The organism is Lacticaseibacillus thailandensis DSM 22698 = JCM 13996 (assembly GCF_001312865.1).
In the GTDB taxonomy this organism is placed as follows: domain Bacteria; phylum Bacillota; class Bacilli; order Lactobacillales; family Lactobacillaceae; genus Lacticaseibacillus; species Lacticaseibacillus thailandensis.
Genome location: NZ_BBER01000001.1, coordinates 146,246 through 167,028, shown reverse-complemented (window position 1 = coordinate 167,028; position 20,783 = coordinate 146,246). Strand labels below are relative to the sequence as shown.

The window sequence follows — 20,783 nt, the reverse complement described above, 5'->3', positions numbered from 1 at the left end:
CTAAAATCCTATTCTTCAGACAAAACCTTGTTGGAAATGTATACGGATCCGAGCGTAACAAAAATATATGCTTGGATACTACCAATGAATACTGAGAACCCTTGCCAAGCCATTTCGGCCAAGAAGCCAAGTGGGAATGACAAGATTGCAAACTTACCAGATAGCGCCATGTTCCGAATCAGCATGATCAGCACTTCGCCGGCAAAGATATTCCCATACAGACGTAAGGCCAGAGTCATGAAGTTCGTGAACTCTTCTAGTAAGTTGATGGGAGCAAGCATCGGCATCGGGCTAACATAGCCCTTCAGGTAACCCTTAAAGCCGTGGCGAGCAACCCCAAAGTAGTGGGCCAGTACCAACACCATCATGGCCAGCGTCATGGTGATCAGTGGACTGGCAGTTGGGGAATGGAACCAGGTCACGTCATGGACGTTCACATCAATGAAGAGTCCCAACTGGTTAGCCATGAATACAAATAAGAACATGACAAAGATAAACAATTGGAACGTTGAACCCTCTTCACCAGGCATCGCGCTACGCACAATCCCGTTCGTGAAGTCGATGAGCCATTCCAGCACGTTCTGCCGACCCTTTGGACGCAGAGTCGGTTTACGCGACAGGTAGAACACCAACGCAAAAACCACAATGGCAGCAATGAGCACCGGAATGTCGTTCGCGAGGTTGAAGCGCAAACCGCCAATCGATAGGTACGGATACTTATCGTTCACAGAATTCACCTCCTCCTTCTTTATTTAATTAACTGGCACACGTTGTCACAGGGGTACAGCGTATGTATCTACATTGTATTTGACAGCGCACAAGCACTCAAAATACAATGCTTACTCTATCACCTTCAGATGGAAAAGACAAAAGGAATTCCTTATCATGTCGGCTTTCACTCCAATTTGGAATGAAAGCGTCACCGGCCGCATAATGACGGCTTTCATAAAGTTTGCAGACCGTGAAAATCAACAATTGCGGGGCAAGTGGGTATTAAAAAGTTGTTTACGCAACGTTACGTCACCCTCATATGCGGGGGCTTTACGTTCCCTGGCGATGCCCACCTAAAGGCAAAAAGCAAGGTGAGCTCACTGTAGGTCAGCTCACCTTGCTCTGCATGTAAATTATTTGGTACCAAACAACCGGTCACCAGCGTCGCCCAAACCAGGGAAGATGTAGCCAGTATCAGTTAGGTGGTCATCCAACGCAGCTGCGTAGATCTCAACGTCAGGATGCTTTTCCTGAACGGCTTTGACCCCTTCAGGTGCGGCCACCAGTACGACCAACTTCATTGCCTTCGCGCCGCGTTTCTTCAACGCATCAATGGCCATGATGGCCGAACCACCAGTAGCGAGCATTGGGTCCACGATCAAGAGCTCTCGCTGATCAATGTCGGTCGGCATCTTCACGAAGTATTCGTGTGGCTTCAGGGTCTGTTCGTCACGGTACATCCCGATGTGACCGACTTTGGCCGCCGGAATCAGTTCCAGCACCCCGTCGACCATCCCCAGGCCGGCCCGTAAAATCGGCACCACAGCCAACTTCTTGCCGGCCAATTGCTTCTGGGTCGTCTTGCCCATCGGGGTCTCGACCTCAACGTCCTCAAGCGGGAGGTCCCGCGTGATTTCGTAAACCATCAACTCGGCAATCTCGTTAGCAACCTCACGAAATTCCTTGGTGCCAACGTGCTTGTCGCGAATCAACGTTAATTTGTGTTGAATTAGTGGATGATTTAAAACCGTAAACTTGGCCATGGTTATGTTTTCTCCTTTGCTTGTCGTGGCCCCACTCAGGCCATTATTCCGCTCACCAGTATAGCATACAAACCGCTTCTCCCGAAAAAGTTATGGTGCGGTAACCGGGAAGTGTTCCCCACCGGCGGACTTGTTGATGCGGTTCATGTACGCCGCACCCAGACCCTCAGGATCAAAACCCTGCGCCAGAACCAGCGAGATGTCTGGGTGTAAATCAAAGTAACGCAGGCCGGCAAACAGGTCGCGGGTAGCGCTGGCCAGGTCGGTGCCCAACGAATAGGTTTCCACCCCCGCGGGCACCGTCGCCAACACCTGGTCTGTCGCCAGCACCCCAAATGCGCGGGGATCGGCTTGCGCCCACTTAATGGCTGCCGGGAAGTCCACCTGGTGATCCACAATCACCACTTGGGCATCCGGGGCGTAATGCTTGTACTTCATCCCCGGTGCCTTGGGTGTTTCGTTGGCGCCCACGTGGTGCTGGTCGGTGTTGACCGTCTGCAGGTCCGCCGCCAACATGCTCTCATCAACGTAGCCCGGCCGTAAAATGGCCGGCGTGTCACCACTCAGATCCAGGATGGTCGATTCCACCCCGACCCGCGCTGGACCGTCATCCAGAATTCCGGCAATCCGTCCATCCATATCGTGCAGGACATGCTGAGCAGTCGTCGGACTTGGCTTACCGGATAGGTTGGCAGACGGCCCTACGATCGGGTTGCCAGACAACTTGATCAGTTCCCGCGTCGCCGCATTATCCGGACAACGAAATGCCGCGGTCGGCAAGCCACCCGTTACGGCAGCATCCAGTGCCCCCGGGATAATATTCAAAATGATGGTCAGTGGTCCCGGCCAGTACTTACGCATGAGTCGCTCGGCCACCGGCGTGACGTCAGCAAAGCGGCGCACCGTATCAATATCCGCCACGGTCACGATCAACGGGTTGTCACTGGGGCGACCCTTAGCGGCGTAAACCTTCTTGACGGCCGTCACGTTCGTCGCGTCCGCGCCTAGTCCGTAAACCGTCTCGGTCGGAAACGCCACTAACTCACCGTTACGTAATAACTGGGCGGCATCAGCCACCGTTGCGCGCGTAAACATCGTCGTCTTCATTGCCAATTACCTCCATAAAGTACAGCTTTAAAACTGCAATTTAAGCATGCGCGGCAAACCCGCCATGTCGTGCCGAAATTCGGCCGTCGCACTGGGTAGCATCACACTGACCATGCGGCTAGTGCGGGCTGCTGGTGGTACCCGAATTCTAGGTAAGCCGCCCCACCCCGCCGTACATGGTCGGTGATGGCGCCAAAAAAAAGTGCTGAAACAGCGCCAACCCGTGGTTGTCCGCAAATAATGCTAGGTGCGGTTCATACGCCAGCGTGCTGGCGTCCATCACCTTTTCCTCATCGTGACTGATATACGGCAAGTTGGCCACCACAAAGTCGAACCGTGCCGGAATATCCGTAAACATATCGCTTTGCACCAGCTGCACATCTGCTCCCAGCGTCCGGGCATTTTCCCGGGAAACTGCTAAAGCATCCACCGACACGTCACTGAGGGTCATCCGCACCCGCGGCAACCGCTTCGCTAACGTGATACCGATGGCCCCACTGCCCGTACCCAGATCCAACCCACTTTGCGCATCCCGCTGGTCACTGAGGACCCACGAGACCAGTTCCTCGGTTTCAAAGCGCGGAATCAACACCGCCGGGGTGACGTGAAACCAGTGATCAAAGAACGGGGCCCGACCCACAACGTACTGTGGCGGCACATTATCTAGCAACTGCGCCAGGTCGCGTTGTAACTGGTCATCCACTGCTTGTGGGATCACGTCGCGTGCATGTAAAATCAACCGACTCCGCGTCCAGTTAAGTCGCGTTGTCAAGACGTACGTTGCACCGTCTGGTTCCACTTGATGACTCGATAAAAGGCGCTCCGCTGCGCGCAACGCCTCTCCGTAACTTCTAGACATCCAACTGCTCCAACTTCTTAGCCTGATCTTGAACGACCAACGCCGCAATGATTTCGTCGAGATCACCGTTCATGATCTTATCCAACTTATTCAGCGTTAAACCGATACGGTGGTCCGTCACCCGGTTTTGCGGGTAATTATACGTCCGAATCCGTTCCGACCGGTCCCCAGAACCAATGGCCGTCCGCCGCTTCGCCGCGTACTCCTCTTCGTTCTGGCTTTCGTAATAATCGTACACCCGACTCGTCAAAATCTGCATGGCTTTGACGCGGTTTTGCTGCTGCGAACGCTGGTCTTGCATGGCCACCACGATCCCGGTAGGAATGTGGGTCATCCGCACCGCAGAACTGGTTTTGTTAATGTGCTGCCCACCAGCACCACTAGAACGGTAAACATCCGTCCGGATATCCTTGGGATCAAGTTTGAAATCGACCTCTTCGTACTCCGGCATTACCGCCACCGTAGCCGTACTGGTGTGCACACGCCCGGCACTTTCAGTGACTGGCACCCGCTGAACACGGTGCGCTCCGTTTTCGTACTTCAACTTGGAGTACACGTTGTTCCCGGTGATCATAATGACCACTTCTTTGTACCCGCCCACTTCAGTTGGGGTAGAATCGATTACTTCGGTATTCCACCCCTGGTTTTCGGCGTAACGCGTGTACATATTTAACAGGTCACCAGCAAAGAGGCTGGCCTCATCCCCACCAGCAGCGCCACGGATTTCCATAATGATGTTCTTATCATCGTTAGGGTCCTTCGGCAACATCATGACCTTGATCTGGTCTTCCAGCTTGGCCTTCTGCTCGCGGTCAGCTGCCAGTTCTTCCTTGGCCATATCCGCTAGCTCCGGATCATCACTGTCACGCATGATCTCATCGTTTTCGTCGATGTCCTTGAGTACCTTTTTGTACTTCTTGTAGGCGGCGACCACGTCACGCATGGAACCCTCCTCCTTGGAGATTTCCATAAAGCGCTTGGTGTCAGCGATGACTTCTGGATCGGCCATCATCTCTTCAATTTCTTCGTAACGGGCTAACACCCCGTCAAGTTGTTCAAAAATCTTATCCATAACTATTCCTCTCCCCGCGCGCTCAACGGCGGGTGAAAATAATGCTTCCGGCAAACAGGGTAGTACGATTCGTTACCACCCATCATGATCTGCTCCCCCTCATATACGGGGTGCCCATCGTTGACCCGCAAGTTCATCGTGGCCTTCTTGGCACAGAACCAGCAAATGGTCTTCATTTCTTCAATTTTATCCGCATAGATCAGCAAGGCTTCACTACCCTCAAACAGGTGGTTTTGAAAGTCGTTCTTCAACCCAAAAGCCATTACGGGAATGTGCAACTCATCCACCACGCGCGCACAGTCATACACCTGCTGTTTGGTCATAAATTGCGCTTCGTCAATCAGCACGCAACTGGCGTCCGCGTCGATGTCCTTGACCATTTGAAACACGTCGCTATCCGGGTAAACCGCGTGGGCGTCACGCTCCAGCCCAATACGACTGGCAATATGGCCAACCCCTGAACGTGTATCAATACTGCTATTCATAAGGATGACCCGCTTACCCTGTTCCTCGTAGTTGTGGGCCACCTTCAAAATCTCAATACTTTTACCGCTGTTCATGGAGCCATAGCGGAAGAAAAGCTGTGCCATCTTGTGGCCTCCCATCAAATTTCACTCCGTCTAGTATACAAAACTATCGGCTACATTTAAATAGGGGGCGTCGTTGCAGGTCGCCGGTGTCTGTGACAACTATGGCTCTGGAGACGGCGGCTTCAATCCCCAACCATCATGCAGCTGTTGCAGAACTATGCCGAGAATGAACAGCAGCAAAACTGGTTGCCTTGCTGGATCAGTTAGTAAGATCAACACCGGTTTGTGAAAATTCCCCAAATTTAACCGCTATGTTGATCGCTACCAGTAATAATTATCACACCAGTACTTCCAGAATGAAGCAACATAAAAAGGACGACATCACATTGATGCCGCCCCATTGCGTATACATTATGCTGGCTGTTCAACCCGGAATGTCCGCTCCGCTAACCGAATGGTGACATCACACCGCGCTGCTACCTCCACTTCGTGCGTGACGATAATGACGCATTTATGCTGTTCGTGAGCGATCTGTTGCAAGAGGTCAATCACCTCAACCGTATTTCGTTCGTCCAAGTTACCGGTTGGTTCATCCGCCACTACCAACGGGGCATCACAACACATGGTTCGCGCTATCGCCACACGCTGTTGCTGCCCCCCGGATAGCTTTTGCACGTTCTTCACCATCTGCTCGTCTGTCAGTCCTAACTTTGCCAACACCTGCCGCGCAAATTCCTTATCACCCTTGTGCTGGGCCCCCGTGATGGCCATCGCTACCATCAGGTTTTCCAATGCGGACATGTAGTTAAATAAGTTGTATGACTGGAAGACAATTGCAACGTCATGCCGCCGGTATTTTGTTAGCCCCACTGTGCTAATGTCCTGGCCATTGAATTCAACCACGCCAGCCTTGGGTATATCCAATCCAGAAATCAGCGCCAGGAACGTCGTCTTCCCCGAACCCGACTGGCCAACAATCGCATATGACATGCCAGCATCAAAGCTGAGGGTGACATTCTTAAAGAGTGCGTCGTCCTCATGACCATACCAATAACCTAACTTCTTGGTTTCTAGCATTCCATCACCTTCCTACTCAATCAAAACCTTCTTCGGCTGTAGTCGTAAGATACCACCGGCCGCTAGCAGAATGGCCACCAGGATAATCATCAACCCCATACCGAAAAGCTGTAACAAGCTCCAAACGGAAACCTGCGTCGAAATTTTGGCCTGTTGCCGCTTGGCTGTTGACATCATGTTGCCTGAACGCCCCGGCATCTGCCCGCCGCTGTGACTCGGGCCACCGCTACCCATTTGGCCGCCTTGACCACCAGACTGGGCAGTGATTGCCATGGTGCTCGTACTTTGCGACTCCTGGCTAATCAGTTGCTGGCCAAGTTTATCACCGACAAATTTACCACCAACGGCAGCAAGCCCGACCGCCACAATCAGCACGGCGACCATTTCAGTGAAGAACTGAGCAATAACCTTCCAGCGGCGTTCACCGAGTGATAGCAGCACACCAATTTCGTACCGCCGCTCCCGAATCATCAAGATCACAATCAACGCGAGGATGAGGGTACCGGCGATGGCAACCAACCAGACAATCTTGTTGGCAAAGCTGGTGACGCTACTCATTGACGCCTTCACCTGCTGGTAACTACTGTCATCGATGCTCAAGCTAAACTTGCTGGTATTAATCAGCTTCTTGCCCGCCGACTTCACCGCACTCACTTTGGCCGGTTTGCCGACCGTGAAGACTACAGAATCAGCGGTACCTGCATACTTAGTCCCCTTAATCTTGTTGGCAAGCTGGTAGCTCGTAAAGATGGTATTCGCCGGATCAGATTGTCCAGGACTAGCGCTGGCTGTCGAACTGCTCTTGGCCCTGTAAATACCGACGACCTTCAGTGTGTATGTCTGCTTGGCACCAGTTGTCGCCTTCACCTTGATTGTCGAACCAACTTTGAGGTTATTCTCACTAGCCAGCTCGCTTTCAATCACGACGTTGTTTGAACCCACGTCTTTGCTCGTCAGGCCACGGCCAGACTTAATCTTATACGTGCCGTCGCTAAAGCTACTGTTACTGCTGGTACTCGAAACCCCACTCACGGTGACGCTATTCTGACTGTTGGAGCTATTCATCCCCGGACCACCGGAACCGCTAGCGGTCTGGATGGTATCAAATCCAGAAGCCTTCGCGGTTGTGGACACGCTAACAGCATAGCTCTCGACGTTGTTCAGCCGAGCAATTTTTTTTGGCCACCTTTAGTGACACTGGCGTCGTTGTAATGGTCGGTCTGCCTGAAGGCTTGCCACTGTTACTACTCATACTCCGCCGCATCTTTTTAAAGGCCGCCGACCGGTTAGCGGTCAGTGTCACCGTCGCCCCGACGCTATCCTTGGCGTTCTCTGTGGCGGCGTTGGCGGCGTTGCGAATCAGTAACCCCGCCATGACGAACAACATAATGGCTGTAGTCACGAGAATTAATAATAATGTTCGGCCCTTCCTCGCAATGAGGTTGAGCCACGCTCGTTTAACGAAGTTCATTATTGCATCTCCTTGCTCTACATTTGGACAACGGCTGCACGCCCTTGTGCCATAGCTAAGAAGATACTGAACAAAGTTGACCAAAATATGAACGATGTCAGACTAAACACTGCAGTTTTTACGCCCGTTTAGCGTTGGCCACATACAAAGATGGTTCACAACCCTTCAGGCCCGACACATTTTCCTTTGGAGGATCAGGCTACTCGGGTCACAATTACCAATCCCGGGTGTCCTCAGAATTATATTGGCCGTACCTGCCACTAACAGCGGTAACGTTACTGCCCAAACTTCGTGCTATGCCATTAGTCGACGCTATTCATCATCAAAAATGGGCAACGTTCACTGAAATGCTGTATCACGAACACCACCACTAAACCTTATGTTCCTAACCGCATGACACGCACGCATTTACGGCCTAGCTGGTACCCAACGGCCAAGCATAACGTGTTAGAATGTGGTCAATGACGCCTTTGTTAGCGCCATCAACCAAAGGAGGAACCCAACATGTGTACTAGTATGACTTACCCAACCAGTGACGGACAATACTGGCTGGCACGCACCATGGACTTTGGCTTTGAACTGGGTGGTAACCCCGTCGTCGTTCCCCGGGATTACCCCTTCCACAGCGTGACCGGTGCCACCTTTACCACGCGGCTTGGTTTTGTCGGTGCGGGCGCCAAAATGAACGACTACATTCTCGTTGACGGGGTCAATGAAGCTGGCCTGAGCGCCGCCACCCTCTATTTTAGTGATGAAGCGCACTACGCCGATACACCAAGTGACGACCGCCTCAATTTGGCCTCCTTTGAGTTGGTAAACTGGATTTTGGGCACAAACCGGACCACTGCAGAAGTGCAGGCGCACCTGGATCAGGTGCAGATCGTCAACTTTGCCCTGCCCCAAATGGACGGTAACATTCCACTGCACTGGATCATCGCGGACCGGGACGGCCACTGCAAAGTCCTCGAAATCCAGGCGGACGGCGTGCACTGGTACGACGACCAAGTGGGGGTGATGACTAACAGCCCTGACTTTGCCTGGCACCGCCAAAACCTGGGCAACTACGTACAACTTAGCAATGGTAGTGCCCCCGACCGGCAGTTCAGCGACTACACCGCCCGCGAAATTGGCCCCGGTTCCGGTGCCCTCGGCCTCCCCGGTGACTACACCTCCACGTCGCGTTTTGTCCGTGCCGCCTTCATGCGTGCAAACGCACCCCGGGTGCCCGACGCCGACGCGGCCAACACCGTTAACCACTTGCTCGAGCCCTTCGATATTCCGCGCAACATCAAGGGCCAGGCCAACGGTGAGTTTGACTACACGCAATACCGTGGTTACATGCAGATGAGCAACGGTACGTACTACTTCCAGCCGTACCAAAATAGCAACCTGAGTGCGGTACGCTTGACCGAGGCGTTGCTTAACAAAGACGCCGTTACTACGTTCCCGGTCGCACGGAAGCAAGACGTAACGGTATTGAATTAGGACAAGCACTCAACGAAAAAGCCGACACACTTGAAAATTGTGCGTCGACTTTTTGATATCATCTCTTAAAATAGGATTCTATAAATGAAAAGTACCGTTCATTCGAACCAATCGAAAGCGTCTAGAAAAAGCTAAAATTATTGCTAGTAACACCCAACTTGCTATTGAAACAAGCAATGTGCAGTAGTCTAAAATCCCGTTTCGACGTCGCACTATAATTGATCTGACCGACTTGGTGGCTCGCGTCTGAACTGTTCCCCTGTCACTCTTCGTAATCTTGAAACCATCAGAAATTTTAAAACCATCTCCGTAATTTAAAAATGGTAGGTCAATAACGTCACCCTTGCGTAGTGCAACTTTATACCGAATCCCATCGGTAATGGATCTCGGCTCCATTCTTTGTTTATGACCATTAATTTTTCCAATATGGTCAACAATGTCATTGCTAAACTTCATGCTTTGCTTTGGCCAATAGTCATATTCACCAGCCATTGCAAACTTTTCGTTAAAAATATATTTTGCCGCATGCGCATCAAACTTATTCCACGAAGTAGCTAGTACGTTCTGAGATGGGGTCCTTAACTGATTCTTTGTGTTTAGATAATTAGCAAGTTCGGTCGACGATGATGTTACCATCATCAACACAACAAAACCAAATCCTACAATGATAATTGCACGGTGGATACCACCAACCTTAACTAAATAAGAATTAATATAGTCCGCAGCCACAAAGGCAAAACCAACCATTGCTAAGCTTAATAGACGAACTGGATACTGAATCACTCCACCCAAGTATTTTTGAACGTGTATCCAAGGAAAGAGGCTACTAGACAAAAAGGCGCAAATCAAGGCACCATAGAGAACATAATTATCTAATTTTGCCAGTCCCCCTTTGCTAGCCAATAGGCATAAACCAACAATGAGTATAATCAAACCAACATTACTAGTAATGGAGGTATTATTGAGCGAATCTATGACCACATTGCTTGGCTTTAAGGCATAAAGAGAAGAATCCAGTTTGACCACACCATTGATATTATTACTGAAATAAACTTGCACGAACTTAACCCAAAAGAAAGCCGTGCACCCCATACCTAAAATGCCACTAATTAATAATTTACGAAAATGGGGCCAAAAAGTCCTTTGAAACATACTAATGATTAGTACAGCAAACACAAACGACAACATAACAAGCAAAAAGCTGATTATGTGACTCAACAGCAAGGCAACTATTCCGAGGGTAAAATCTACTCCTGAGGAATGATCGTAATAAAAAAAATCTGGATAAACCCAGAATAGACGAGTGGAATTAGTATAAATGCCCACAGCCATCCCATATCAAACCAAACGAAGCAAACTTGCATAAACATTGTCGAGCCAATGTACAGGCTCCCAAACAATAACGCATTTAAATTGCTCCGATGAAGCCGTCTAATTGAATAGTGGCTGATCAACAAGCCTAAAAACACAGTTAATGCTGTCGCCAGATATGTACTTACGACTAAATGACCATTAAACAACTGAAAAAAATGCCAAAACGGCGACGCTTAGACTAGGATAAAACACACCAATTGCTTGACCAACTTTGTTAAATCCGTTAATGGCGTATCCATACGTCAAGTGTCCCTACTTCAACGCGGACGCAAGCTCATGGGCTCTGGACAAATGGAAAACTTGGTCATAGCCATCAAATAGCAATCCCGTCCTGTACAACGGATAAACAATTGCCACGGCGAGTGCAAGATAATAAATCAAGATGATTGGTAATTTAAACCTTCTCTTCATCCAACAAGTACCCTCCCCAAAAATAGTCAACGCGTACTGCTACGCGGACAATTGTATAATACCGTAATTCAAACTAACACATGCAAAATAACTGTCACTGAAAAGAAAAAAAATTATTCACAATTTACTGTCATCATCAACATAACAGCAATCACGTAAAAAAATAAAAAAAGGAGCCGACGACGTTGCCAGCTCCTAACACGCTATGGAGGTGAGGAGAATCGAACTCCTGTCCATCAACCCCGCCAACACATGGCTCTACACTCATAGTCGACCTATTTAAATCTCGCGCACGTGGCGCGCCGGCCAACCTGGCTAACCCACGAACGCATGCTCACTATCTCTTGCGACAAGCTCGAGTCGCACCGGTCGCCGTAACCCAATGATTTTGAGACCCGTATCTAGCCCTTGGGTGAGACTGGGCGGATCACGCTTAAGCTACTTTAGGCAGCGAGAGCGTAAGAATTTTCGTTTTTAGCAGTTATATTAACTGTGCCGTTGATGACGGAGCCGAGCCCTCCGGAGTGCACCACATGCGCGAATGCCAATGTCGAGACCATTACACCCCCGTTAATGCCCTATTATTCTAGCATCTCCGGGGGTCAAAATCAAAGTCACGTCCACTGGCCCGCAAACGTATTCAGCCCCACTACACACAACTGCGCGTCTGACTACGGTTCCTTAACAAGTGTATACTATGAGATAGTTATGCCATTACAATCGTAAAATGATGTTTGTGCCTAATTGAGAAAGGTTTACCGCTCATGAAAATTTTGATGATTGAAGATAACCAGTCAGTGTCCGAAATGATGGACATGTTTTTCCAGAAGGAGGGCTGGGAGTACGTTAACGCTTACGATGGTGAGGACGGCCTCGACCAGTTTAAGAACGCTCCTGACGACTTTGACCTCATTACTCTGGACCTCAACCTACCCAAACTGGACGGCATGGCTGTGGCCAAAGAGATTCGCAAAATCAGTACCACTGTACCGTTAATTATGCTCACCGCCCGTGACACCGAAAGCGACCAGGTCTTGGGCTTAGACATTGGCGCTGACGACTACGTTACCAAACCATTTTCCCCCATCACGTTGATTGCCCGCATTAAGGCCCTGCACCGGCGTGCCGAAATGGGCGGCGAGACCGATACCAATAACGATAATGGTGATTTCGACGTCACCACCAATCACTTTAAGCTCAGCACCAAAACCCGTGAAGCCTACCTGGACAACGTTGCCATCGAGGGCCTCACACCCAAAGAGTTTGACCTCCTGCGCACCCTGGCCAGCAACCCTAAACAGGTCTTCTCCCGTGACCAGTTGCTACAGCTCGTGTGGGAGTACGAATACTTTGGGGACGAACGGACCGTCGACGCCCACATCAAGAAGTTACGGCAAAAAAAATTGAAAAGGTCGGCCCCCAGGTCATCCAAACTGTTTGGGGAGTGGGCTATAAGTTTGATGACTCGGGTCTGGATAATCAATGAAATTAATCTACCAACAAATGATTGGCATGTTGACGACCATCATCGTTTCCTTACTGGTAGTGGCCGCCCTGTTTATCCACGCGACCACGGCGGCCGCCTGGGAAAACAACTTTCGTCAGTTGTCGAACTATACCAGTAACCTGGAGCAAAACGCGCTGCTCAATAAATCCACCATCAACGGCGATTTTATCCAAACCAGTGAGCGCGTGCTGAGCGGACAACACGTCAACTTTGTCATTTATAACGCTAACAACCAGATGCGTTACCCCGCAGTTGCCGGCGGCCGCATTCAAAGTAAATACTGGCGCCAACTTAAGCGCGGTGACAGCGTGGCCGTCAAAGCCGCCACCACCAACCCCCGGAACGGACGCACCCAAAGCATCACCATCTTTTACCGTCCGGTTTTCTACTCCGGCAAATTACTGTACGTCATTGCGGCGTACGAGCCGGTGGAAGCCATTCAGTCGACCATCAGTAAAACCAAACGTAGTGTCCTCATTGGCTTTATCATTTCCGCCGCCGTCGCCCTCATCCTTAGTTACATCATTGCGCGCTACACCAACCGCCGCATTGACCGGCTACGGACTGCGACCCACGAAGTCGCCCAGGGGAACTACGACGTCAAACTAGAAACGACGGGACGCGATGAAATCAGCGAACTGGCCAGCGACTTTAGTAACATGACCGACTCACTCAAGGCCAGTGAAAAGGAGATCCAGCGTCAGGAAGATCGGCGCCGTCAGTTCATGGCTGACGCCGCGCACGAGATGCGGACGCCGCTGACCACCATCAACGGGCTGCTCGAAGGCTTGGCGTACGACGCCATTCCGGAAGAATCCAAAGCCAAGAGTATCGAGTTAATGCAGAACGAGACCAAACGCCTCATTCGCATCGTCAACGAGAACCTCGACTACGAGAAGATCCGCACTAACCAGATCATCCTGCAACGGCAAACGTTCAATGCTAAGCACGATATTGATAACGTTGCCCTGCAACTTCACCAAAAGGCGGTGGACGCTGGCGATGAAATCAGCGTCGACGTACCCGATGACCTCATGGTCTACGCGGACCACGACCGGTTTGTCCAGATTATCTTTAACATCATGCAAAACGCCATTCAGTTTACCCAGAACGGACACATCCGGGTAACGGGACAACATGGTTACCAACAAGCTGAATTTAGCATCAGCGACGATGGTATCGGTATGAGTCCTGACCAGGTACAAAATATCTGGGAACGTTATTACAAGGCCGATCCATCCCGGAAAAACACTAAATATGGCGAATCCGGCCTGGGTCTAGCCATTGTCCATCAGCTCGTGGCCCAGCACGGTGGTACCATCGACGTGCAGTCAGAGTTGGGAGCCGGGACTACCTTCCACATTACCTTCCCGGATGAACAGACACCCGATGACGACCAGTCTCACGACCAGACCGCGTAACCCAGTGATTCATCATTAAGAATACAATAACGCGTTGCCCAAGTTTGCGGGCAACCGGCCGTTTTAATTTGCACTGATTTTACGCTTATTGTAGTAGCTTCTGGTACTGAGCCCGGGACCCGTTGTAGACGATGGCCACGTACTTGGTCGCGCTACCCCCGGGCAAAGGTGCACCAGTGGTGTACTCCCAGAATGCCCGGCTACCCACATCACGATGTCGGGTGCTGATCACCATCCGCGGCGCGGTCGGCGTCACCTTGGCCAACTCCCGCAACACGGTCGGCGTCCCTATCAAGACTACCTGCCGCCCCGCGTAATGCGTTGTCAATAACGTCACAAAGCGTTGCACGTGGCGAACCAACGTAGCACGTGCGGGTAGTTGGGTGTAGGCCGTTACGTAGACACCAATGGGCAACGTCCCGGTATTACTACCAACATGCTTAATAAAGGCCGCCGCTTGGGCGTCGGGGGTGCTGTCAAAGCTAAAGTAGTGGTACACACCTACGTCAACACTCGACGCACTTGCCGCATCATAGTTGGTGTTGAAGTCATCATCAAAGTAACTGCTCCCCTGCGTGGCCTTCAGGTAGGCAAAGGTCACCCCCAACTGATGCAGGTGCCCAAAATTTTGCACGCCATCACTCTGGGTCAGTTGCACGCCTAGCACGGGATAACGCCGCGTACTCGGCCGCGGGTTACGTAGAGCAAAATAGCTGAATATCGCCACTACAGCAATGACAACCGCCACGATGGTACCTGTGACCGCCCAACGCCGCCGTTTAGCAAACGTATCCGCATAAATTGGTCGTCGTCGCATACCCTCACCTCGTCATGATTGAATCAGCGGATCATAAAATGCATGGTACTCCCGCGCCCCAATGTCCGCACCACTCAGCATCACCACGAATGGTACGCCGTACGCACGGTACTCAATGTCTGTCAGCCGGTAACCATTACGCTGGTAAAAATTGCGCCGGCGTAACCGTTGGGCGTAGTTTGCAGCAGCTAGATCCAACACTTCGATTTCGAGTGCCAACCGCTGCTGGGGTAAGCGTTGCCGCATAAGTTGAAGCGCCACACTGCCAAAACCATGGCCCCGCAATGCGGCCACCATGGCAAAGTAACCAATCAGGGTAATATCCCCCGCGTAATAGTCGTCATAAAACCGCAAAATTGGCCGTTGTGCGTAAACGCCCACAGGCCATCAGTGTACCCCGGTAGTGGGTGCTGCAGTAAACGTGGAAACGGCACCCGCTCTGCCGGTGGAAACGCCGCGTGGTAGAGTGCCGCGATTTTCTCGACAACCGGATCACCCGGAGTAACCCCGGCTACTTGGACTATTGCCGTCATGGCGAACCTCCCCCGTTATTCGGCCACCGTCGGGTAATCAAACGCGCCCGCAGTGGGTTCATACGCCGGCATGCCCGTGACCGCACGGTACAGTGCCCGCTCAATACTAAAGGGCGCGTCGCTACTGGACACGGCGTACGGAACCTTTTGGCTCTTGGCGATCTTCACGCTGGTATTAGTGGTAACGTGGTGCACCTCGTCGGTAATCAGCACCATCACGTCACTGTGGGTCACTTTGGTCTTCAACTGGCTTCCCTTCGTGGCGTCGGTCGCCGTCACTTGACCACCATTATGGGCCGCCACGACCAGCGCCATTTCGTTACTGTGCGCGGCGTTGCCCACGAACAGGACCCGCTTACCGGCCAAATCAAAGGGAATCTTAACCGTGTAGCCCTTGGGCGTCGAGTCATCACCAGCACCGGATTGCTTGGCTCCGCGTTTTTGCGCCACCTCCGCCAGCTTCTGGTCATCATCACCGTGCACCCAAGACACGACGGCCCGCTGGGGGCCTTCGCTGTTGTACCAGGCCAAGTCGACAATGTCACCAGGCCGTAATTGGAGCCGCTCCACATCAGCGGGCCGAATCAAAAACTTGAACGGTACGTCATCGTCCGTCGTCAACAACGGGTGCTGGCTGACGTTGTTGGTGGCACTAAGCGTGTAGTCAGCGGGTAAACTCTTGTCCCGAACCAAGACTGCGTACTGCACGCCATTGATCTGCGGGGTCGCCGTGGACTTATTTTTAGCGACCAAGCGAATAGTTGGCGCCTGTCCTGGTACGGCATCAGCGCGTACTAACTGCACGGTATCACCATCTTCGAGACCAAGTTCCCGAATCTGCTTCTCGGACACGTACTGGTCACCCACTTCGGCACCAATCAAGCGGCGCTCGACCCGGAAAATATCGGTAGGTGCGGCGGGCACTTCTTCATCATCTTTGTCATTAACAAAGTCGTAGCTGGTCCCCGTGGTACTAGGCGCCACGGCCCGCGTCACGCCTGAGGGCACATCCTGGGCCGGGGCCGCCTGTGCTGGCTGCGCAGACGTGCGCATCCCGGCATACTTACTAACCAACTCAATGGCCTTCATCACGACCGGCTGGTTATCCGGCGTCATCAGGCCAATAAAGCCTGGACATCCTGTTGATACTCTTGTGTTAACGTCATTATTAACTTCCTTATCTACATCAAATGATGGCGACACGTAGCCGCCCAATACTATTCATACCAAAGTTGCCACTAAATATTCCGCTGCAGGTATAAGGGCAACTTTGACCGTTAGCTTAACCCACTACTGGCAGCATATTAGTCTGCATACCGCAAACCTTGGCGGCCAAGCGGTTACCCAGACTCACCGCGTCACGTACGGACAACCCCTGGGCCAAGCCAGCCAGCATGCCGCCGCAATGGCTGTCACCAGCACCGACCGTGTTGACCACGTTCACGTGTTCGCCGGGCACCACGCCCTTATCCGTGTCGCTGACGTAGTAATACGTGCCCCGGGCACCCAACGTCACGATTACGGGCTGCTGCGTCAACGCGTGCAGGTATGCAACTTGTTCATCAAACGTATCGCCAACTGCTACTTGCGGCAGTTCCACCTCGTTACAGTGGACGATGACCCCACCGGAACGTAGCAGGTTCATCAGCAAGTCGTGATCCACACTTTGAATGCGCGCCGCCACATCAAAGAGCACCGTTGCGTCTGAACGCCGCTGACTGTACACAGCCGCTACATCCTGGGCAACCTGCGGGTTAGTCAGCTGAAAGCCGCTCAGGTACAAATAGTCGTACCGCGGCATATCTAGTTGTTTAAGCCAGTCAACCCGCATCAGTTGCTCCATACCCGGTAAGACGATAAAGGTCCGCTCCCCGTTGGGTTCGATCATAGCGACCGTCCAGCCGTTATCACCGGTACCAGGAATTACGCGGGGCGCCTCCCCAATTTGGCGAATGTGGGCACTAATATGGTCGGCATTGGGGCCGTGGCCAACCGGGACGAACAGGTCGGCTTGCGCACCCGCGTACCGCAATGCACAGAAAGCGTTGATGGCACAGCCACCCACTTGGTACTCGGTAAAATTACCCAACACGTTGCCCCCGCTAACGGGTACCCGTGGAATATCCATGAGTGCGTCTACCAACGCGGTGCCAAAAATCAAAGTCGAAGTCATATGGGATCATTATCCTTCCGTTTGTGTGTCCGCCACTAGTCCGCCGAGGTCGCGGGGGCTGGCCAACTTATTCCTTGATAATTCTAACATACGCCGGCACGGTACGTGTGTGTCGACGGTGCGCGGGGCTGGTGTGGCACCACCAAGCAAAAGGCCCTCCCACGATTGGAAGGACCTAATACATATTCGTTGTCACCACGGTTAGAAAAAGTGTAACCCTGCCTGCATCGGCATGAACACTAACCCCAGTACCAGAAGCACGAGGGCGCCGACGACATACCGCCACTCATTGACCAGCACCAGCGGAATCTGGTCAGTGCCGTCATGCCGGCGAACACGCCGCGCGTACCACAAACTAATTTCGTTGTAGACGATCAACACCATGGGAATCAATAGCAGCATCCACTTGGACCCCGTCGCATCGACGTTGCCCAAACCATTCCAATGCGTGACCACTGGACCGGTGGCAATAATCATCAATATCACTGCCACCACAACTAGCAAAGCATCAATGCCCCGCAAAATCCACGCTAACCGCTTCATCATGGCACCCCCAGAACGTAACCACTACAACGCTTTCAACACCGTCATAATACCGCGGGCTTGTGCAAAAGACAACATACTAGTTGCGCGTCAGCACCGTCACGCTTTCCACATGCGTCGTCTGCGGGAACATGTCCACCGGCTGCGTTTCCTCAGCGTGGTAGCCAAAGTCCTGAAGGCGAGCAATGTCACGCGCCAACGTTGCTGGGTTACAGGACACGTACACGACCTTCGCCGGCAACATTACCCCCACGGCGTCAATGAATTCGCTGGCTAGGCCTTTGCGCGGTGGATCGACCATCAATACGTCGGCGTCCAGGCCGTGCTCACGCCAGGTCTGCATCACGTCTTCGGCTTTGCCTAGCTCAAAGGTGACGTTATCAATACCGTTAATTTGCGCGTTGACACGGGCATCCGCAACCGCGGCCGGAACCACTTCGACACCGTACACGTGCTTGGCGTGACGCGCCATCGTCAAACTGATCGTCCCGATTCCGGAATATGCGTCAATAACGGTTTCTTTGCCCGTCAGGCCGGCTGCATCGACCGCCAACCGGTACAGGTTTTCCGTCTGCCGCGGGTTGACCTGGTAAAAACTCGTCGCGGAAATCCGGAACGTACTTCCCAGCAACTCATCTTCCAGATAATCGTTGCCGTACAGTGTCCGGGAGCGCCGCCCCAAAATCACGTTGGTCGCGTCCGGGTTGACGTTCAGCACGATGCTGGACACTTCGGGCAATGCCGCACGAATACCCGCCACAATCTCATCAGCGTGGGGCAAGTCCCGCGTCCGCGTAATCAAAACGACCATTGTCTGGTGGGTGTAGTAACCCCGCCGAACCATGACGTGGCGGATCACACCGGTATTATGCGCTTCATCGTAGGCCGGCACGTGATACTGCCGCAACAAGTCCCGCACCACCAACACCGTATGATCGATGGCGGGATCTTGAATATAATAATCTTCGATGGGAATCAACGTGTGACTGCGCCGCCGATAAAAACCGGTTTCTAGCTGACCATTGATTTCACGCACAGGAATCTGGGCCTTATTGCGGTAGCCGGTCTGTAACGGTGCGGCCAAAGTGGGCAACACCTTGATGTCTAAGTGCGACTTTTTGAATAATTGCTCAATTTGGTTGTGCTTAAACTTCAACTGCGCCGGGTAGGCCAGGTGCTGTAGCGGAGCGATGCCCGTCTGCGCATACACGCGGTTGGACACCGCCACACGGTCAGGCGATTCCTGGAAAAACTGCTTCACAAAGGCAAAGCCATAGTTCTTATTGGCCTTGGTAACGTGGATGAGGACTTCCTCCCCCGGTAACGCGTTGTCCACGAACAATGGGTAGCCGTCAACTTTGGCGACCCCCATGCTTCATAAGACAAATCACTCACGGTGACCCGGACTTCTTGATTCTTCTTAACGGGCGTTTGCATTCTTTTACCTCTTTCTACGGGTACTTACGTCTACTCCCCACTTGGGAGCAAACCACAATGACTAAAGGGCCGCGACACAACGTCACGACCCTTTAGTTGGTAGCAACTTGCCACCAGTTTACGCTGATTGCCAGTACAAGTCTAACTGACTGGCCGCCAAAACGCTAATCTGCATCTTTGTGATCATGATCACCGATCTGACCGTCACCATTCAGGTCCTGTTCGGAAATCCTTTCAACTTCGTTCATCAAGTCTTCCTGAGACAGCTGGTTCTGCGGAGCAATGTTGGCATCCGGGATATCATCCACGTTGGCGAACATTTCAATGTGCGACTCAGATTGACAAACGTCATCGGTGTATCACCACCGTACTCACCGTCCAGGTTGATCTTGAGCGGCTCCCCATCCGTACGCGTGGCCTCAATCCGGGAAGTCTTCGCGTAAATGATGTTGTCATCATCAACGTGCTTACCCCCGTTAAAGACCATGGCAATCAGCTTGAGGATTTCGCCCAGGTTGGCCGTCTTCACCACGATCATGGTGAACAAGCCATCACCCAGTTCAGCGTCCGGCACGATCTGCTCAAACCCGCCAATGGAGTTGGTCAGACCAATTAAAAACATGGAAGCCTGCCCATCATACTCACCATCGTCGTACTTAATGTGCATGGGCACGTTCTTCATCGCCGGCAACATCTTGGCCCCCTTGATGAGGTACGCGAGGTAGCCAAAGATGGACTTGAACTCACTCGGCACGCCGTAGGTCAGCTCGGTCAGCGAACCCCCACCAGCGATGTTCATGAAGTACTTATCGTTGGCCTTACCAATATCCATGCGCAGTGTCTGACCGGCGGCAATGACTTTGGCCGCCGCGACCGGGTCTTCACGCGGGATGTGCAGTGCACGGGCATAGTCGTTGGTGGTGCCGGCGGGAATGATGCCCATCCGCGGGCGGTGCTTGCATGGGGCGATCCCGTTAACCACTTCGTTAATGGTGCCATCGCCACCAGCCGCGACAATGAGGTCAAAGTGTGCCTTGCTGACACGTGCGGCTTCATCACGGGCTGACATTGGTGCGGGCGTGGTGCGAAACGCGGACGCTTCGTACCCCGCGCCTTCCAGTACGTTCAAAATATCGGCAACGTACTTGCCCATGCCCTCACTGCCACTGGTGGGGTTATAAATTAATCGTGCACGCGGCTGCATGACCACTC

15 protein-coding genes, 1 other RNA gene and 5 pseudogenes are annotated in these 20,783 nt (G+C 52.3%); 3 read left to right on the top strand and 18 right to left on the bottom strand.

The window, feature by feature from the left end; all coding sequences use genetic code 11:
- Positions 1-8: 8 nt before the first annotated feature.
- The 8 genes and pseudogenes from atpB to JCM13996_RS00800 all read right to left on the bottom strand — a co-directional run bounded on the left by atpB (position 9) and on the right by JCM13996_RS00800 (position 7,870).
- Positions 9-728 carry a F0F1 ATP synthase subunit A gene (atpB, locus tag JCM13996_RS00835; protein ID WP_054749235.1) on the bottom strand — a complete coding sequence of 240 codons (720 nt, stop codon included), beginning with the start codon at positions 726-728 and terminating at the stop codon, positions 9-11.
- 396 nt (positions 729-1,124) lie between these two features.
- Entirely contained in the window at positions 1,125-1,754 is a 630-nt protein-coding gene (upp, locus tag JCM13996_RS00830) for a uracil phosphoribosyltransferase (protein ID WP_054749234.1), read from the bottom strand.
- Positions 1,755-1,844: 90 nt separating this feature from the next.
- On the bottom strand, positions 1,845-2,861 hold the full coding sequence (locus JCM13996_RS00825) for an L-threonylcarbamoyladenylate synthase (RefSeq protein WP_054749233.1): 1,017 nt from the start codon (positions 2,859-2,861) through the stop codon (positions 1,845-1,847).
- A 27-nt stretch (positions 2,862-2,888) separates the two neighbouring features.
- Positions 2,889-3,720, bottom strand: a pseudogene (gene prmC, locus JCM13996_RS00820) (peptide chain release factor N(5)-glutamine methyltransferase).
- Positions 3,713-4,792, bottom strand: coding sequence for a peptide chain release factor 1 (gene prfA / locus JCM13996_RS00815; RefSeq protein ID WP_054749232.1), 1,080 nt, complete (start codon positions 4,790-4,792; stop codon positions 3,713-3,715). The pseudogene prmC and the gene prfA overlap by 8 nt, the downstream one beginning before the upstream one ends.
- A gap of 2 nt (positions 4,793-4,794) precedes the next feature.
- Entirely contained in the window at positions 4,795-5,382 is a 588-nt protein-coding gene (locus JCM13996_RS00810) for a thymidine kinase (protein WP_054749231.1), read from the bottom strand.
- 351 nt (positions 5,383-5,733) lie between these two features.
- Positions 5,734-6,399 (bottom strand): ABC transporter ATP-binding protein, encoded by a 666-nt coding sequence (locus JCM13996_RS00805; RefSeq protein ID WP_054749230.1) that lies wholly within the window; start codon positions 6,397-6,399, stop codon positions 5,734-5,736.
- A 12-nt stretch (positions 6,400-6,411) separates the two neighbouring features.
- A pseudogene (locus tag JCM13996_RS00800) lies at positions 6,412-7,870 on the bottom strand (ABC transporter permease).
- Between the two features lie 504 nt (positions 7,871-8,374).
- Between JCM13996_RS00800 and JCM13996_RS00795 the strand changes: the two are divergent.
- A complete protein-coding gene (locus JCM13996_RS00795; RefSeq protein WP_054749229.1) occupies positions 8,375-9,355 on the top strand; it encodes a choloylglycine hydrolase family protein in 981 nt (326 codons plus the stop codon).
- A 78-nt stretch (positions 9,356-9,433) separates the two neighbouring features.
- On the opposite strand, the gene JCM13996_RS00790 is transcribed toward JCM13996_RS00795, so the two are convergent.
- The gene (locus JCM13996_RS00790; RefSeq protein WP_156321793.1) at positions 9,434-10,687 is read right to left on the bottom strand and encodes a putative glycosyltransferase family protein; all 1,254 of its coding nucleotides are present in this window, start codon (positions 10,685-10,687) and stop codon (positions 9,434-9,436) included.
- Between the two features lie 656 nt (positions 10,688-11,343).
- Positions 11,344-11,709, bottom strand: a transfer-messenger RNA (tmRNA) gene (gene ssrA, locus JCM13996_RS10260).
- 195 nt (positions 11,710-11,904) lie between these two features.
- On the opposite strand from ssrA, the pseudogene JCM13996_RS00785 reads away from it, so the two are divergent.
- Together JCM13996_RS00785 and JCM13996_RS00780 are read left to right on the top strand one after the other, a co-directional pair.
- A pseudogene (locus tag JCM13996_RS00785) lies at positions 11,905-12,626 on the top strand (response regulator transcription factor).
- On the top strand, positions 12,623-14,068 hold the full coding sequence (locus tag JCM13996_RS00780) for a sensor histidine kinase (protein WP_054749227.1): 1,446 nt from the start codon (positions 12,623-12,625) through the stop codon (positions 14,066-14,068). The pseudogene JCM13996_RS00785 and the gene JCM13996_RS00780 overlap by 4 nt, the downstream one beginning before the upstream one ends.
- An 85-nt stretch (positions 14,069-14,153) precedes the next feature.
- On the opposite strand, the gene JCM13996_RS00775 is transcribed toward JCM13996_RS00780, so the two are convergent.
- The 8 genes and pseudogenes from JCM13996_RS00775 to JCM13996_RS00745 form a co-directional block, all read right to left on the bottom strand.
- A complete protein-coding gene (locus JCM13996_RS00775; protein WP_082383735.1) occupies positions 14,154-14,885 on the bottom strand; it encodes a GH25 family lysozyme in 732 nt (243 codons plus the stop codon).
- 12 nt (positions 14,886-14,897) lie between these two features.
- Positions 14,898-15,239: a hypothetical protein gene (locus tag JCM13996_RS00770; RefSeq protein WP_156321792.1), complete on the bottom strand. Its 342-nt coding sequence runs from the start codon at positions 15,237-15,239 to the stop codon at positions 14,898-14,900.
- The gene (locus JCM13996_RS10690; RefSeq protein ID WP_156321791.1) at positions 15,197-15,418 is read right to left on the bottom strand and encodes a hypothetical protein; all 222 of its coding nucleotides are present in this window, start codon (positions 15,416-15,418) and stop codon (positions 15,197-15,199) included. Before JCM13996_RS10690 ends, JCM13996_RS00770 begins: the two co-directional genes overlap by 43 nt.
- A 15-nt stretch (positions 15,419-15,433) precedes the next feature.
- A complete protein-coding gene (locus JCM13996_RS00765) occupies positions 15,434-16,621 on the bottom strand; it encodes a hypothetical protein (protein WP_156321790.1) in 1,188 nt (395 codons plus the stop codon).
- Positions 16,622-16,700: 79 nt separating this feature from the next.
- Complete coding sequence (locus JCM13996_RS00760; RefSeq protein ID WP_054749224.1) at positions 16,701-17,591, bottom strand: PfkB family carbohydrate kinase; 891 nt, start codon at positions 17,589-17,591, stop codon at positions 16,701-16,703.
- Between the two features lie 201 nt (positions 17,592-17,792).
- Positions 17,793-18,137 (bottom strand): DUF1648 domain-containing protein, encoded by a 345-nt coding sequence (locus JCM13996_RS00755; RefSeq protein WP_156321789.1) that lies wholly within the window; start codon positions 18,135-18,137, stop codon positions 17,793-17,795.
- A gap of 76 nt (positions 18,138-18,213) precedes the next feature.
- A pseudogene (gene rlmD / locus JCM13996_RS00750) lies at positions 18,214-19,571 on the bottom strand (23S rRNA (uracil(1939)-C(5))-methyltransferase RlmD).
- Between the two features lie 164 nt (positions 19,572-19,735).
- Positions 19,736-20,775: pseudogene (locus JCM13996_RS00745) on the bottom strand (diacylglycerol kinase).
- Between the last annotated feature and the right edge of the window lie 8 nt (positions 20,776-20,783).